A 16,730-nucleotide genomic window follows, 5' to 3' on the forward strand; every position below is an offset into this window, starting at 1 on the left:
ACAGTGATATTATATAAGTAAGTGGATTATTTCCACTCCGTGTACATATTGATTGTATACAAATCGAAAGGCAAGAATATAAACTAGGAGGGCGAATGAATGGGTAAATTAGATGGTAAAGTAGCCATCATTACTGGTGGTGCCCGTGGGATGGGTGCAGCACATGCACGATTATTTATTCAAGAAGGGGCAAAAGTAGTTATTGCAGATATTCTACAAGATGAAGGACAAGCATTAGCGGAAGAGCTAGGAGATAATGCTGCCTTTGCAGGTCTCGATGTTACCGATGCAGAAAATTGGTCAACCGTGATAGAACTAACGGAAAATACATTTGGACCAATTAATATTCTGGTGAACAATGCGGGCATAACAATGGCCAAGTCTATTGAAGAAATGACAGAAGAAGAATATCGTAGAATCGTCGACATCAATCAAGTGTCTGTGTTCTTAGGTATGAAAGCCGTCGTTCCATCTATGAAGAAAACAGACAATGGTTCGATTGTAAACATCTCCTCAATCAACGGACTAGTTGGCGGTGCTATTGGATATACAGATACAAAATTTGCGGTCCGTGGTATGACAAAAGCGGCTGCTCTAAATCTGAGCCATTACGGAATCCGCGTTAATTCCGTGCACCCTGGTGTCATCGATACACCAATGATTCATGGCGATGCGAAAGCACAGATAGAAGAGTTTGCAAAACATATACCTGCTCGTCGTATCGCTCAACCTGAAGAGATTTCAAATCTTGTACTTTATCTTGCTTCCGACGACTCTAGTTATAGTACCGGTTCGGAGTTTGTAGTAGACGGAGGCATCACTGCACAATAAAAGTGAAAGAATCCTTCTGCTTTCAACTGTAAAGAAGAGGAGACTCACTCCTAGATTGAGTGACGTCTCCCAGCTCATTAATCATCCTTTTACCGATCCCATCATACCTGCGACAAAATGTTTCTGCATAAGGAAAAACACAAGCGCTGTTGGTAATGTTGCAATGACGATAGCAGTCATAATAACCCCAAAATCTGGTGAGTATCCTGAGCCAAGATTTGAGATCAATAGCGGAATCGTTTGATTTCTAGGTGATTGTAATACCACTAATGGCCATAGATAATTGTTCCAACTATTCATAAAAGCAATGATAGCCGCAGCAGCATATGTTGTTTTCATTGTAGGGACATAAATTTTGAAAAATATCCCTAATTCACTCAAACCATCCATCCTGCCAGCCTCTACTAAATCACGAGCAAATAACTTCGTATTCTGACGGAAGAAGAAGATAAAGAATGCCGTAATGACAGTAGGCATTATAACAGCTGCCAACGTATCAATACCGAATGCAGGCGCAACACTAGAAACTTGACCAAAGAAGCGATAAAGTGGAATCATAATCGCAGCAAAAGGTATCATCATTGATAAAATAAGAATACTGAAAACAACATCCTTCCTCTTCGTGCGATAAATTTCAAAGCCATAGCCAGCCAGCGATCCAATTAATAATGTCAATATTGTTGTAATAATCGCGACAATAAACGAGTTTGTTAAAGCTGTCCCAATATTTTGGGTTTCAAAAAGGGTCGTTATATTCTCGATAAAATGTGTTCCCGGTAACAATCTTCCTCTCGTGACATCCACCGACTTATTCGTCATGCTTATAACCATCCATATAAACGGAAAGATAGAGATAAAAGCAGCCACACTTAGAAACAAGTACGTTGCAATTCTTTTTATTAGTCTCATTTTTGATCATCACCCGCCACTTTAAATTGTAAAAATGAGAATACAACAACTAATAGTAGCACCATATAAGAAACTGTGGCAGCATATCCGAAGTCAGGCGTATATTCAAACGACAGGTTATAAATATACATTGATATGGTAACCGTCGCATCACCCGGACCCCCACCTGTAATATTCATCACTTCATCGAATAATTGTAGTGTGCCAATGGTTGAGACAATCGATGTAAATAAAATAATTGGCTTTAATAACGGGATTGTAATATAGAAAAATTGTTGAATCGTAGAGGCTCCATCAATTCGAGCAGCTTCATAAATAGCTTTATCTACATTTTGTAACGCAGATAAATAAAAAATCATGTTGTACCCTGTCCATCTCCACGTGATTGCCAAAATTATCGTTATTTTTGCTAATACAGGATCAGATATCCAGTTTAATGGCTGTGTAATAAGATTTAATTGTAACAACAATTCATTTACAAGCCCATCAGGACTGAATAAATATTTAAACACGACCGCATAGGCTACAAGTGAAGTAACCGCTGGTAAAAATATCGCAGTTCTAAAAAATCCTCTAAATTTTAATGTCGGATCATTTAATAGAACAGAAAATACTAATGCCAATAAAATCATGAGAGGAACCTGTACAAGTAAATAGATCATCGTATTACTTAGAGCCGTCAAAAATGCTGGATCATTTAGTAGTCTTACATAATTAGCAAAACCAACGTATTCATGGTTCGCTCCCATCCCTGATTGTAAAGATAGTAGAAAAGCTTGAACCATTGGATAAAAGTAAAATAACCCGATTCCGATTATGGAAAGTATGATAAATAGCCAGCCAATTGTTTGCTTTTTAAACCGAAGAGTGGTCATTGATTGTCTATTCCTAGGTTTAGCCTTATAGCTTGATGATGTATTCATTCCTATCCCTCCTCAAAAGGTGATAATAATGTTGAAATAATCTGCCTCCAGTAACGATAACTAGAGGCAGAATTCTCTCTTTCATTATTTGAATTGATTCTCCGCTTGTGTTTGAGTATCTGCTAATACATCATCTAAACTTTTTCCGTTCAAATAATTTTGAACTTCAGCCGCTAAAATATCCTCAATTCCATAGGTGTTTAAGCCATAATCCACTTCAGGAATATCTTCCATCCATTGTGAGAATTCATAAATGATTTGTTGCCCATTAAAGTACTCGTTTTCGAATGTATAAGCATCTCCTTCTGAAGCCGGCTTGTATGTTCCAATCGCTCCAACTTCCTCAACTAAATCTTGATAAAAATCTACATTCGATCCAAAAGTCTTTCCTAAAAACTCTGCAGCTGCTTCTTTACCATCAATATTTAACACATACCATGAACTTCCACCTAAGTTAGAAGCATTCACAGCTCCAGCCGCTTCTAGCCGAGGAATCGGCGCTAATTTCCATAAACCATTTTGTGAATCTTCCGCAGAAATACTAGGCGCTATCCAATTCCCACTCGGTACAGAAGCAACTTCACCATTATTAAAGGATGCTAAAAACGTGCTCCAATCCGATACAATTTTCACCGAATCGTTATCCAATAACGTTTTGTAATGCTCTAACGCTTCACGTAATGCATCATTGTTGGCAATCGTTATCTCACCCTCTGGATTCGTATACCAGCTTCCAACTGTTTGCATCATAACTCGCAATATCCCTAGATCATTTGGGTCTAACGAAATCATCGCTACTCCTGTTTTATCCGTGACATCCTTCGCGATTTCCGTGAATTCACCCCACGTAATATCTACTAAATCATCATGCGTATAACCCGCTTCTTCAATTAAATCCGTACGATAAAATAAGCCGGTAACACCTGTATCAAATGGAAGTCCATATTGCTTCCCGTCATAGCTCGTTGGTGCTATTTTATAATCTGCAAAATCATCTGTACTAAAATAATCATCGATTGGATAAAAAGCGTCAGGGTACGATTGTAAAAAGCTTTGGGCCCGTTGATCTTCAATCAGTACAATGTTAGGCATTCCTTTCATAGTTCCAGAACTAAGACCAGTATTTAACCTTTGCACAATATCATCTTGCGCGTTTTCGATAATTTCCAAATTAAAGTTCTCATCCTCATAATGCTCCAATGCGACATTTAGTGCTGCAATGTTGAAGTGCTGATCCCATGCCCAAGCAATAATTTCTCCATCACTCGATGCGTTTGTATCATTTTCTTCCTCATTTCCCGCTGCATTTTCTTCACCTGAACAAGCTGCCATAAAAAATAGTAAACCAAACAGCAGAAGGAACAAACTTGTTTTTTTCATTGGAAGAACCCCCTATAATTTTATCCGCATGTATGAATGCGCTTTCAGAAATGTAACAAAATTATAGCAAAAGGTTGGATCCCTGCTCTTGGAGGATTATTAGCTGTTTCTATGACTTTCTTTTGATAGTAGAGAAGAGAAAATCACATTTTGGTATTCTTTTTATATTTGGTACATTCTTTAGGTTTTCTTCTTTTCAATAGGCAAACGTATTTCTACTTTTGTCCCTTTTCCAGGCTCACTCGAAATATCAACACCATAACGCAAACCATATAAAAGTTGGATTCGCTCATGCACGTTCCTCACGCCAATACCACTAAATAATTGATTTTTCTTGCTTGGTGCGTGTTTTTGAGTAGCAGATTGCTTCATCCCATCTCCATCGTCAATCATTTCACATATTAGAAAATTGTCTTTCTCCGCAACTAAAATGTGGATATGTCCCGCTTTTTTATGAGTGAAGGCATGAAAGAATGCATTCTCTATAAATGGCTGTAAAATAAGCTTAGGTACATACAACTCCAAACTTGTAGGCGAAACAAAATAATGAACGTTAATCCTATCGCTATATCGTGTCTGCATAATTTGTACATAGTTTTTTAGATTCTCTATTTCTTGTTCTACTGTAATGATTTCATCGAGATTGCTGATTGTATTTTGAAGCAACACAATAAACGATTCGATTGTTTGGCTTGCTTCCTCCTTCTTCCCTTGGTTCATCATGAATTTAATAGATGTTAGTGTATTGTAGATAAAATGCGGATTGATTTGATGTTGTAGTGCTTTTAACTCTGATTTCCTTTGTTTTTCTTGCGTGCTAATTAGGAGTTTCACATAGTCCTGGAGTTCATTCAGCATATAATTAAACGCCTCTGCTGTTTTTCTCGTTTCATAACCACCTCGCACTTCTAGCGGCTTGTTAAATTGATACCTTGCCATATCGGATATTTGATACACTAAATCAGACATGGAGGATGTCATTTTTCTTACGATAATAAAGGCCAAAATAAGTGCAATAATGGCAACAGTGACACTAATAATGATTGTTTGATTTGTATCGATTAAATTTTGTGCCAATAAATCTTGGTCAATCAAATTCACAATATAAATATGTAAACTCGGAACATATTCAGCTAAAATTGTATAATTTTGTCCAAACACTTGAATGCTCTTATATTCTTGTATATCCTGCTCATAATCTAATACATGCTGAAGTAGCTCATCCGAATCCTCGCCAATTTTATCTCGTAAATTACTAGAGATGATTTTGCCACTTGGAGTGAGTAAAAGAATGTTATTTCCCTCTGACGTATACTCTTGGTAGAAATTCCGTAAATTTCTCTCCCTGATGGCGGTAAAGAAATAACCATATGTAGACTGGGTGGATCGCTCTTTTAACGCTTTACCAACAAGTATCATCGGTTGATTGTTCGTTAGTTCTGAATTTTCATAGAAAAATTGTACCTTATTCTGGCTCTGATCGATTTGTCTTTTTATGTTACTGTTTGCTAGGATTCTAGCATCTACATCCCACACACCAAAATTCGTATTAAATGTTTCATTATTGTTCGTTAATAATACGATGGTCGCTTCATCGTTTATATGTGCTTGTAGCTTATCCATTTCTTGTCCAATCGTATAAAAATATTCATGGTTTTCTAGTGAACTATTATATTCCTCTTGAAGTTGTTGTTTGATAACACCATTATTCTCCATTGCCATCGAAGCAGAAATGATGGAGTTACTAAATGTATAGAAGCGTTCATTTATTTGAGTCATAACTTTCGTATTCGTAATACTGAACGTATCCATAAACAACTGACTCGACATCCGCATACTGCTATAAACAGTCAAAACAGTTACACTCAAAATACTTACTAACAACACAAGGAAAATCTTTAGAACCAAACTATTTTGATAAAGAATAGCACGTATTTTTTTCATTTTGCATCTACCACTTTCCTGCGGTACTGTCTCGGGGAGATACCTTCCATCTTTTTAAATACTTTTGTAAAATAACTTGGATCGGAGTACCCGATTTTTTCACTTATTGACGAGATCGAAATTTCATGTTTTTTTAGTAGATTTTTTGCTTGTTCAATACGTGTCTTATGAAGATATTCATTAAAGCCTTGATTCATTTGCTTACTGAAATAACTAGATAAATACGATGGATTGAAATGAAAATGATTGGCTAAATCCTCAAGAGTGAGTGGCTCTTGATAGTTTTCGTCGATATATTGTAATAATTGCTCAATCATAGGTGGTGAAGCTACGTTTGTTAGTAACAGCTCTTTTACTTCTGCAATCAACTCTTGATATACCGTTACTGCTTCTTGAACATCAAATGCATCATTGACTTTTTTTAAATAGTTGTATTTATTTTCTTCTAATTTTTCAGTATTCAAATCCATATTGTCGACAAGAACTATCATGTTAAAGCAGATGTTCCCCAACCAAGATTGAAACTCATGAACTTCCATTGCATACGTTTCCGTTATATTTTCTATGTATTCGTTAATGTAAGAATAAGCTTGCTCGATTTGGCGATGCTTAACTAAATGTGTAAAGTGATTAAAATCAAATAGGAAAGTGGGGTCTGTTGCGTTAGGTAGATGATTTGTATACAATATTCGTTTGTCAGGCAAAAAGAAATGAAATCGCTTTGTTCTCTCTATTGCTTCATAGATTTCTTTCATTTTACTAGTTTCTGAAAAGGGCTCGCCAATTGTCATTTTGAACGTACCTGATATTTTTTCTATTGCTTTCTGAGCTTCTATCATACTATTTTGTTCTTTTGTATACAGGAGAAATAGTTTACTGTAATTTTCAATAGAAATCTCGTTGACTGAAATTGGGAGGTTCATTCGCTCGAAAAGCGCACACAATTTTCTCTTAGATAAATGCAGCTCTGTGTCAGGTTTCGTAAACACCTCTATAAGTGAAATTGTCTTCTCTTGAAGGACGTCACGAAGATAATTGAATTCTCTAATCGTTTGATATCCGTGTATGAGTTTTCGTACGACATCATCCATAGATATGCTGACTTCTTCTTGTTGGAGATTAGTGCGTTTCGATATTAGCTTATCCAATGTCGTTAGTATTTCTTTCTCATTTAACTTTGGTTTTAATATGTAATCCGCCACTCCTAATTGGAAGGTTTTACGCACATAATCAAATTCCTCATAGCTACTTAAAACGATAATTTCCATGGCGGGATAATGTTTTTTTACAAATTGAATGAGTTCGATCCCATCCATGCTTGGCATAACAATATCTGTGAGTAATATTTGTGGTTCGAGCTGTTCTATTTTTTTAATTGCTTCTTTTCCATTAGCTGCCTCGCCAACTATTTGATAGCCATTAGTCTCCCAATCGACATAATGAATAATTCCCTGACGAATTAACATCTCATCATCAACTACAAGGACGGTATAAAAGTTATTCATCTTCATTCCTCCCTCGTTGTTACTTTGAATAAATTTTCAGATTTAGAGTTAACATTAGATAACTCTGTTTAAAATCGGATTGTGTACGGTTAACATTAGATTCAGTGCGCTCAACATCAGATTCTGACGTTTAACATTAGATTCAGTGCGCTCAACATCAGATTTGGACATTTAACATTAGATAATTCGATTTAATATCGGATTAGGAATAGGTAACATTTGATACAGTATGTCCCATACAAGATTTCACTAAGATATTACTTAGTAGATTCGTTCTATCGCGAGTCGTAGGTGCTCTATCTGGAGTCGATTTGTTCTATCGCGCGTCGTGGCTGCTCTATCTGGAGTCGATTCCTTCTATCGCGCGTCGTGAGTGCTCTATCTGGAGTCGATTTCTTCTATCGCGCGTCGAGGGTGCTCTATCTGGAGTCGATTTCTTCTATCGCGCGTCGAGGGTGCTCTATCTGGAGTCGATTTATTCTATCTACCGTCGCGCACCATCTATGGACCGTGAGACTTGCTCTATGAACCGTCACTTCTCTCTATCTACCGTGGCGCACTCTCTATGAACCGTCACTCTGCTCTATCTACCGTCGCGCACTCTCTATGAACCGTCACTCTGCTCTATCTACCGTCGCGCACTCTCTATGAACCGTCACTCTGCTCTATCTACCGTCACGCATCCTCTGTAGACCGTCGCACATGTTTTCATTACGAAGAAAAAATGCACAAGAACCTCTTTTGGTCTTGTGCAACGTAACGAAACACCATTTAAATATCCATAGGATTCCCGTCTGTATCCATATAGGTGAATTTTGATTGATTTCTATTTTTTTGTAATGTTAAGTCTAATATTTTTTCTGCTGACTCTGCTGGATTGAGTGCAGCAGCCTCGCCTCCCATATCCGTTCTCATCCAGCCTGGGTGAATCGAAAGAATCTGAACGCCATCCTCTTTTAAGTAGGCTTGTAACTTCTCCGAAAACATATTAAGAGCCGCCTTTGAAATGCCATACGGATAATCTCCCGCATAAGCATTCGTTAGGCTACCTGAATCGGAAGATATATTAACAATAGAGGCTGTATCTCGCTTTTCTATTAATGGAAGGAAATGCTTCACAACACGCAACGGACCAAGCACATTAATATCTAAAGCACGTGCACTTTTTTCAATATCTAGCTCCTCAATTGTTTTTTCTCTCTCATTTAAAATTGCCGCGTTATTAACGATTACATCTAGCTTTACGTTCTCCTGCTTGAGTTGTTCTGCAACTTGTTTAATCGCTTCCTCATTTTGAACGTCAAACGTCACGATCGTTAATTGATCACTATATTTCTCTTGAAGCTGAGTCAACTGTCCCTCATCTGAACGTTTCGTCGCGAATACTTGATGGCCTTGTTTTAATGCAGCTTCCGCCAAATAATATCCTAATCCCCGATTCGCACCCGTAATTAAATAGTTCACTTTTCCCCACTCCTTATTTTATGTGTGTACTTACCTGTACGCGATTGATTTTGAAAAAAGAACTGCGTCCATCAATCGTTTTCCAATAATTCCAACATAAGCTTTAGTTCATCGAAGGTATCCATATACGCATATCTACCACCTTCGTATTCACCTTTCTGAACTAACGGCATATTTTTACTCTCCATATCAGCAATAATTTGTTTTAACCCATTTACTACTAACGCTATATGATGGAAGCCTTCTCCATGCGTATCCAAGTGATTTCTCCAGGTACTATTAGGGTTTTCATCAGGTTGAATCAATTCTATTTCTAAGTTGCCAATTTTAAAGAAACAATGTAGCGCTCTAGACTCCACTGGCTCCCCATGGTATTCTGCTTGAGATTGTTCATAAGGTGGTGTCCATTGCGCATCCGGGATACCCACTCCAAAAAATTTGGCATATGCATCGGATGTTTTCTTTATATCCTTTACCACTAGTGCAATATGTACAACGATATCTGTTCCAAGAATTGTGTTACTCATTATTTTTCTCCCCCTACCAACCATTTTAAGTAAACGCTTGCAAGCATACTATTATGATTTTGATTTTTTGTCAAATCATAGTTCTTTCTAATATAAAAAAGGAAGTGCGACAAATACACTCCCTCACTTAACTTATTCTACTTTTTCAAGAGACCAATCTGTATTTCTGTTTCTATCCGAGACAGATACACGGCCTTGCATTTCACCTTGCAAGAAATAGTCCTCATATAAATCATCCTCATCTACACCAAGTGAAATAGGATAAAAATGTATACCATGAAGCTTAAAATCGCGCTCTGGCGCAGGTGTATGATCCATTACCTCAAAATCAATTGTGCCGAATGTATTTCCTAATCCTTTTATATGATTGCCAGAAAGCTCGATATCGACAGTTACAGGATGCCAGCCAGAATAACTGACTGTAGATGGATTCATATACAATTTAGCTGTCGCAGTAAAAGGTGTAACAATTTTTTCTTCACCGTCATCGTTCTTAATTTCTGTTTCACCTAGTTCCGATACGGTCATTTCAAATGCTTGCTGTGGAGCAATCGCAGTTCCTTTCCATGTTCCCAAAATCGCCTGTGCCTCTTCTTTCGCAATAACAAGCTCTTCTTGTTTCGCTTCCTCTATTTCAGCTTCTCTCTCCGCTTCTTCCCTTGCTCTTTCTTCTTCCAAATTAACACCGTCAACAATCAAGAAAATTTCATCAGTACTGAAATCTTCTCCTTCTACAATATAATAATTACCATCAATTTCTTGTACAATCCAAGCGTATATGTACGAGTCTCCTAACTCAACATAAACAAAATTCCAGTTATCCGAAAATGTTGCGTCTAACCCTTCACGAATTTCTCGTTGCATCTCATCCTCTTTTAAAAGGATTGGCTTGATGCTATCTGTTCCGCCTAAATCATATGCTTGATCTTTTAATTCTTCGATAATATACGCTTCATTGCCATCATAATGAGAAAAGTACGTTAGAATCTCATCCAGTTGCTGTTGATTGTTCTCGACAGCTGACTTATACATATTGTGTACCACTATCTCTGGGCTACTACTAACTTTTAAATCACCACAGGCGACTAAAGTTATGATACTTATAACGATTAAAATAAATGCAAATTCTTTTTTCTTCATCTTCATGTTAGTTCCCTTCTTGTTCGTTGGTTTTCAAAAAAAATTGGCCAACACCATGCCATACATCAATGGTGCTAGCCTAGTTTATTTCTCATTATTCAATATTGGACAATTTATAGTTTCCATCATCTTCTACAACTGTATACGTCCAAGTGTAGTCCTTAGTTTCTTCTTTACCACTCTCATAGGTAATTTTTATCGTCTCTGACGTTTTAACTTTCCAAGCGTCGCCGTCTTTTTCTGTGCTCGTCACTTCTTTACTTACGACTTCTTGGGTAGTCCCATTTTCATATAATCGATTGACTAAATCTTGTTGCATTCCTTCTAAAGCACTCCCGCTCTGAATCGTCGAAGACACCTTTGAATAATCACCTGCATTAATCGCTTCTACTAGAGCATCAATGTAGCTTAATGTTGCCTTTTCTACTGCTTCATCAGCATCGTTGCCTGCTGCCTCATCAGATTCTTCTTTGTCCGTTTCAGTGCTTGTTTTCTGACCATGTAAAACCTTTGCTGGTTCCCCTTCATAAGGAAACATTGTATATTCTTTATCATCAGCCCAGTTTCCGAAGTACGCATCTTTCACTAACCATTTGTCGTCTTTATAGAAGAAATATACAGAATTGTAGTTATTTCTATAGTATGGATCATCAATTACCGTGTCGTAAAATTGCGTTTCAATTGCACTTTCTTCTAACATCGAAGTGTATGCATGATACGTTTTATCTTCTTGATTGTAGTAGATCTCTATTGGCTCGTTAGCAAAACCGTATTGTTTCACATCACGGAAATGAATGTAGTCTTCATTTTCTTCAGCATAATCATGAACTCTTCCGATGTCGTAAGAGTAATCATCCAGTAATTGCTCCTCTAGGTAACCAATAGAGTCTAAATTATTCGAACGATATGCTTCAAATAAGTCATCATAAAAAGTAATAATCCCTTGCTTTAAGCCTTCCATTAGTGTCTCACTAATTTCAAACTTTTGTTCAAAATAACGATCAACTTCTCGTTCCCCTGTAGTTAGCTCACCCCATGGAAACGTTGCTTTTATTTCCAATGTATAATCCTGTTCCGGATCGATTGGGCCGATTTCATCTCCCTCTTCACCTGAAAGAATCATTGTCTCGTCTAGCTCTTTACCATTTAACAAGAATGTTCGCTCAATTGGCAGTTCGTTGCCTTCAATTACTATGGATTCAAAATAAAAACCTACTCTCCAAGACTGGTCTGCTTCATATATATAAACAGGTTCTTCCTCATGAAATTGAACAAATTCATTTTCGTAAGTTGCTTCTAAATCATAAGACCCGTATACAAACGGACCTATCTCCTGCTCTTCCTCAGCATTCTCAATAACTGAGACTGTTTCACCATCTAGAATGATTTCCGTATTATTTAAATTAGAGCTAGCATTCAAATAGTATGTAGCTGCTGTAATTTCATAGCAATCGAAAAATAAGAAGCATCCTTCTTTTTGTAGATTAACAACTCCGCCTTTACTTGAAGTAAGCTGCTTATGTTGATCATCAAAATGCGCCATCAATTCTCCGAGTCTATCCTGTTCATCAATCATATCCGCTAATACTTCCGCATGACGTTCACCTATTTTTTCATCTGTTTCATCAAAAACAACTAAGTCCCCTAGTGCTTCATAGTTATCCTCCATCACAGCTGCATGAAACTTTTTAACGATTCTCTCAGAAGACGTCATGTAGTTAACGACTGATGCAAAAATAATAAATAATAATAAAATTCCAGAAATAATAGAAATCGTTAGTTTATGCGCTTTTGGTAGCGATTGAAACTTTGAAACAAGAGACTGTTGCTTCTCTTTGGGTTGCTTTTTCTCTTTTGGTGTCTCACTATTCACGGGCTTTCCGCAGTTTTCACAAAATTGTTCCCCGTCTTTTAGCTCTTTCCCGCACTCCTTACAAAACTTCATTTTCTCTCTCCTCTATGCCTTAAATATTTTGTCCCCTAGTACTATTATAATGAAGCACATTGAAAAAAGGAAGATGATTAGTTATAATTTATTAGTATATAAGACTCACTTAACTATATATAACGGAATAGATTTCTTTTCGTAGATATATATGATTAGTAAATTAGGAATAAATTACTAATAAATGTGACGGTCTTTTGTTATGAATTACATGTTTTATAGGGGATGTCAGGAATTATCTACATAAGCAAACGATGTATAGGGAGCACCAGGCTTATTTAGCCACAACTTAGATGGGGGAGAGTTAGAATGATCGTATGTTCAAATTGCGGGAAGGAACAAGAACCCGGTAATTTTTGTGAAGCTTGTGGACAATCACTAAAAAAAGAGGACGTTCAACAAGCAACTGTCACACCAGTCGAAACGAGTGTCTCTACAGAAGAAACCACTCAGAAAGCTACAACAGAAGAAGAAGGTAGTGCTACATCTACAGGAGAAAATGTCACTTTAGAGAAAGTTAAAGAAGAATCTACAGCTTATTGGAATTACTTTCTCAATCGTGTTAAAAACCCTGATACTGCCTTAAAAAATGATAGCTCTTTAATCAGTTCCATTGTAACAGGAATACTTTTACCATTTGCTATATCGTTATTCTTTTATGGTCTTATTAACACTACATTTAAAGATATGGTTGGAAATATATTCAGCTCAGGGGTAGAGAGCTTACCGTTTTTCACTCTTACGTCTCGAATTTTCATTGTTATTCTTTTATTATATCTATCCGGATTTGTTGCTAATTTAATTACATTAAAGCTAGCAAAAAATCCAATTTCCGCTCAAACGTTACTAGCAAAATATACCGGAATATCGGTACCATTTGTAGCTCTTTTTGTAGTTTTAGCGCTTCTTTCATTATTAGGTGCTTTTACTATTTCTGAAGACAGTTTAGCATTTAGCCTATTATTTAGCATTTTATTTTCAATTATTATTTTAATTAATCCAGTAATAGTCGTTTTCCATGAACTATCGAAGCAAAAACATCGCTTCACCTATTATTTTAGTATCATCGCATTAGTTATAAATGGAATTATTTTAGCAATTATTACAAAATTATTTGTAGAAAGACTTCTAGCTCTATTAGAAGACGCTGCTTATTACTTATTCTAGAAACCATACCCTATAAACATGCGAAAACACAACAACAGGCCTCCTCTATAGGAAGCCTGTTGTTTATTTATATTAATTCACGTATTTCCCATAATCAGGTTTTGCCATATCATCAAACTTATCCGCTAACATTTTCAAATTATTCTGTAATGCTTCCCCAACCATTGGTACGCCATGTCCTGTAATCGCAACAGTCGGATTTAGTTGTTGGAGTGTTTGAACGGATTGCTTTGCTGCTACCCAGTCTGTTGTTAAATATCGTGGTGGGCCACTAATTTCCTGTTCCTGTGTCAATACTTCATACAAGTATTCTTGTCTAACTGTTACAAACGCATCCCCAGCAATTAACGCACCATCTTTTTCCCTAAATAAGGAGACATGCCCTGGTGAATGTCCAGGTGTGTGGATCCAGCGAAACTCAGGTAGATGGGGAACACTGCCATCCTCAGGTAAAGTATGAACATTTTCACCGAGTTGGACGGGCTCATTTGGGAACAGCTTTGACATTTTTGCAACCATTCCACCTTCAACAGTAGTGTCAGGCTCTGGGTAACTCATTTCACCTTTTAAATAAGGGAGTTCTGCTGGATGAGCATAAACCGGTACTTGCCATCTCTCAATCAATTCGATAATAGCACCTACATGATCAAAATGCCCATGCGTTAAAATAATTGCTTTAGGTTTACTTCCTTCGCCAAATCGACTTTCTACAACACCGATAATATCCTCTGCAGACTCCGGCATTCCAGCATCTATTAAGACAAAGTCTCCCGTATTTGGATCCCCAGCCAAAACGATGTTAACAATTTGGACTGTATAACAATAGAGATCTGGCAAAACTTCAATTCCTTGACCACTATTGATTGATGAAGCTGGTATCATTTTATAATCATCGCCATAATTCATATTCTTATCCATTAGTTTCACTCCTTTCAATTACTCGTGATAGTATTCCCTCGATGTCAGAAATTAAGCACAATAAACAGACTATGCTTTCACTACCTGAGTTTTCGTTAGTATATCGTAAATAGACTGTTTTCTTTTCGTGAAAATTGCAGAAAGAATGTACCCAAACATTAGTGCATAAATGAGTATTCCTATCAAATAATAGATAAATGGAACTTCACCCTCACCAATATGAATCAAGCGGAAAGCAAGAAAATGAGATAATTCCCACGGCAAAAATTTAAGCAGCGTTCTAAAAGCCATTCGGAGAATTGAGGTTGCTTCACCATTGTTTGTTACGACTCGGATACCTACTTTCTTTTTACCGATCGACTGTTTACCAACATACGAGTCACTTATTATGAAATACAGGGAGACAGGTAAAGTTACTAATAAGAACCCTGTCAATTGAGCTATTATTACGGATCCATTAAAAAGGTTTTGCATGGATGGGAAAAGAAAACCTGTTAATAATATGAAGATTAAATAGATGAAAATAATGATGTAATCAATAAGAAAAGCATAGAAACGAAGCCAAAATGAAGCATTCAATGATAGAACCTCCCCCGAGAGCGGTGAACAAATTTTATTACAGACTTCTATTTGTTGATTCTCATTTGAAGGACAATCGCAGTAACTATCATCCAAACAAAAATTGATCCGTATAAGATACGCTGCAGTAGACCTCCAGGCAGACTTGTGATAAAGGCTTGTAGACAAAGTAATACTATCGTAGAGGAGTTAACAATGAGGATAAACAATGTCCATTTGTAGAATTTCGGCATAGTAAATTTTATACTTTGAGCGATAAAAAACAGTGCTGGGATTTGTACAACCATCCCTGGTAATGCGCTAATTGTATGAGCGGTAAAACTTATATCAGCCGGGATAATTCCAGATATAGCAAAACTAATTCCATAAATAGCAAATAAGACCGTCGCAATCCTGATACGTCTTAATTTAGGCAATAGGGGCTGTAATAAAATGGCACCGACAAAGATAGCTACACCTATAAGAGTAAAGGTGATGTTCATCAGAGGATGATAAGGAGAACAAATTTCATAAGTAGCAAGTACGTAAGTATCATTTCCACATGCAGTCACACCAAGATCACTCATTGGTTGCTTTAGTATACTATAAGGAGTGATCGTTTCACGAATCACTATATATTCAAAAAGAAAATAGGTACTTAAAAAAATCCAAGCAGCCCTCCCCACAAAAATTCCCAGTCGATTCGTTTTCTTAAGTAGGAAGGTTAAAAAAATCAACAGCAGTGAAAATAGAGTCAGCACAATTGACAGTGTAATAAGCTACACCTCTTTGCATTTATTTTTTACTTTTCTTAATACCGTAGCAGCCATATTTAATATGTTTTTATAGATGGAATTTTTCTTTAATTTTTTGTGCTACTTCCTCCGCACTTAAGGTGGTATTATTTATTTTCAAATAGTTTGGATAGTTAATTTCACCCTCTAAAGAATTCAATCTATATTTTTCCATTGAATTTTTTAAATCTTCTTCAGACCATTTAATATTCCTCTTTGATGGCTTATGTTCGAGTCTGTTAGAACTTTTATTTCGTTCAAGGCGTTCTTCCAAATCCGCTTCAAGCTCTACAAAATATACATAACCTCCTCTGGATTCAAACAAACTAGAAACTTTATTAACATAATCCCAGTCTTCTTGCATATTAAAGGCCCAAACATACGTAAAGATTAATCCGTATAAATCACTCTTTGATACTTCTTCAAATATTTCTTGACGAAACAAATTGACAAGTCTCGTTCCTGTTTTCGAACCGTAGTTAAAGAAGTTAGTTACCAAATCAATCGTCATATGATTATGGAAAAGTTTTAGATCCGTTATTTCTGCCAATTCCTGTCCAACTGTCATTTTACCAACCGCTTGAGGTCCAAATATTAAAATAAATTTCATCAACTCACACCTCTCTATTTAATACCTTTTCGTAAGTTTAACATACACTTGTTTATAATCTTATTATATAGTTGTTAAAATTAATAAAAGACCAAATTCATATAGAATCTGATCT

At 36.6% G+C, this 16,730-nt stretch carries 15 protein-coding genes; 2 read left to right on the plus strand and 13 right to left on the minus strand.

Features of this window, described 5'->3' with window-relative positions; all coding sequences use genetic code 11:
• Nucleotides 1-99 precede the first annotated feature (99 nt).
• A complete protein-coding gene (locus tag GGQ92_RS07850) occupies nucleotides 100-831 on the plus strand; it encodes a glucose 1-dehydrogenase (RefSeq protein ID WP_184246752.1) in 732 nt (243 codons plus the stop codon).
• Between the two features lie 81 nt (nucleotides 832-912).
• Here the strand turns inward: GGQ92_RS07850 and GGQ92_RS07855 are convergent, their stop codons facing one another.
• The 9 genes from GGQ92_RS07855 to GGQ92_RS07895 form a co-directional block, all read right to left on the minus strand.
• Nucleotides 913-1,740: a carbohydrate ABC transporter permease gene (locus tag GGQ92_RS07855; protein ID WP_184246754.1), complete on the minus strand. Its 828-nt coding sequence runs from the start codon at nucleotides 1,738-1,740 to the stop codon at nucleotides 913-915.
• Nucleotides 1,737-2,615: a carbohydrate ABC transporter permease gene (locus tag GGQ92_RS07860; RefSeq protein WP_246384244.1), complete on the minus strand. Its 879-nt coding sequence runs from the start codon at nucleotides 2,613-2,615 to the stop codon at nucleotides 1,737-1,739. Before GGQ92_RS07860 ends, GGQ92_RS07855 begins: the two co-directional genes overlap by 4 nt.
• A gap of 132 nt (nucleotides 2,616-2,747) precedes the next feature.
• Nucleotides 2,748-4,043 (minus strand): extracellular solute-binding protein, encoded by a 1,296-nt coding sequence (locus GGQ92_RS07865; protein WP_184246760.1) that lies wholly within the window; start codon nucleotides 4,041-4,043, stop codon nucleotides 2,748-2,750.
• 180 nt (nucleotides 4,044-4,223) lie between these two features.
• Nucleotides 4,224-5,987 (minus strand): sensor histidine kinase, encoded by a 1,764-nt coding sequence (locus GGQ92_RS07870; RefSeq protein ID WP_184246764.1) that lies wholly within the window; start codon nucleotides 5,985-5,987, stop codon nucleotides 4,224-4,226.
• The gene (locus tag GGQ92_RS07875; RefSeq protein WP_184246766.1) at nucleotides 5,984-7,492 is read right to left on the minus strand and encodes a response regulator transcription factor; all 1,509 of its coding nucleotides are present in this window, start codon (nucleotides 7,490-7,492) and stop codon (nucleotides 5,984-5,986) included. Before GGQ92_RS07875 ends, GGQ92_RS07870 begins: the two co-directional genes overlap by 4 nt.
• A 771-nt stretch (nucleotides 7,493-8,263) precedes the next feature.
• On the minus strand, nucleotides 8,264-8,956 hold the full coding sequence (locus GGQ92_RS07880) for an SDR family NAD(P)-dependent oxidoreductase (protein ID WP_184246769.1): 693 nt from the start codon (nucleotides 8,954-8,956) through the stop codon (nucleotides 8,264-8,266).
• Between the two features lie 71 nt (nucleotides 8,957-9,027).
• Entirely contained in the window at nucleotides 9,028-9,483 is a 456-nt protein-coding gene (locus GGQ92_RS07885; RefSeq protein WP_184246772.1) for a VOC family protein, read from the minus strand.
• 132 nt (nucleotides 9,484-9,615) lie between these two features.
• Nucleotides 9,616-10,629: a hypothetical protein gene (locus GGQ92_RS07890; RefSeq protein ID WP_184246777.1), complete on the minus strand. Its 1,014-nt coding sequence runs from the start codon at nucleotides 10,627-10,629 to the stop codon at nucleotides 9,616-9,618.
• An 88-nt stretch (nucleotides 10,630-10,717) separates the two neighbouring features.
• On the minus strand, nucleotides 10,718-12,568 hold the full coding sequence (locus tag GGQ92_RS07895) for a TcaA NTF2-like domain-containing protein (protein ID WP_184246780.1): 1,851 nt from the start codon (nucleotides 12,566-12,568) through the stop codon (nucleotides 10,718-10,720).
• A 309-nt stretch (nucleotides 12,569-12,877) separates the two neighbouring features.
• Between GGQ92_RS07895 and GGQ92_RS07900 the strand changes: the two genes are divergently transcribed.
• Complete coding sequence (locus tag GGQ92_RS07900) at nucleotides 12,878-13,735, plus strand: zinc ribbon domain-containing protein (RefSeq protein WP_184246782.1); 858 nt, start codon at nucleotides 12,878-12,880, stop codon at nucleotides 13,733-13,735.
• 72 nt (nucleotides 13,736-13,807) lie between these two features.
• Here the strand turns inward: GGQ92_RS07900 and GGQ92_RS07905 are convergent, their stop codons facing one another.
• From GGQ92_RS07905 to GGQ92_RS07920, 4 genes are all read right to left on the minus strand, one after another.
• Nucleotides 13,808-14,653, minus strand: a complete 846-nt coding sequence (locus GGQ92_RS07905) for an MBL fold metallo-hydrolase (protein ID WP_184246785.1) — start codon at nucleotides 14,651-14,653, stop codon at nucleotides 13,808-13,810.
• Nucleotides 14,654-14,722: 69 nt separating this feature from the next.
• Nucleotides 14,723-15,232 carry an RDD family protein gene (locus GGQ92_RS07910; protein ID WP_184246788.1) on the minus strand — a complete coding sequence of 170 codons (510 nt, stop codon included), beginning with the start codon at nucleotides 15,230-15,232 and terminating at the stop codon, nucleotides 14,723-14,725.
• Nucleotides 15,233-15,279: 47 nt separating this feature from the next.
• A complete protein-coding gene (locus GGQ92_RS07915) occupies nucleotides 15,280-15,897 on the minus strand; it encodes a DUF998 domain-containing protein (protein WP_343068791.1) in 618 nt (205 codons plus the stop codon).
• A gap of 157 nt (nucleotides 15,898-16,054) precedes the next feature.
• Nucleotides 16,055-16,615, minus strand: coding sequence for an AAA family ATPase (locus tag GGQ92_RS07920; RefSeq protein ID WP_184246791.1), 561 nt, complete (start codon nucleotides 16,613-16,615; stop codon nucleotides 16,055-16,057).
• Nucleotides 16,616-16,730 lie beyond the last annotated feature (115 nt).

The sequence above is a fragment of the Gracilibacillus halotolerans genome, from assembly GCF_014206945.1.
GTDB classification, from domain to species: domain Bacteria; phylum Bacillota; class Bacilli; order Bacillales; family Amphibacillaceae; genus Gracilibacillus; species Gracilibacillus halotolerans.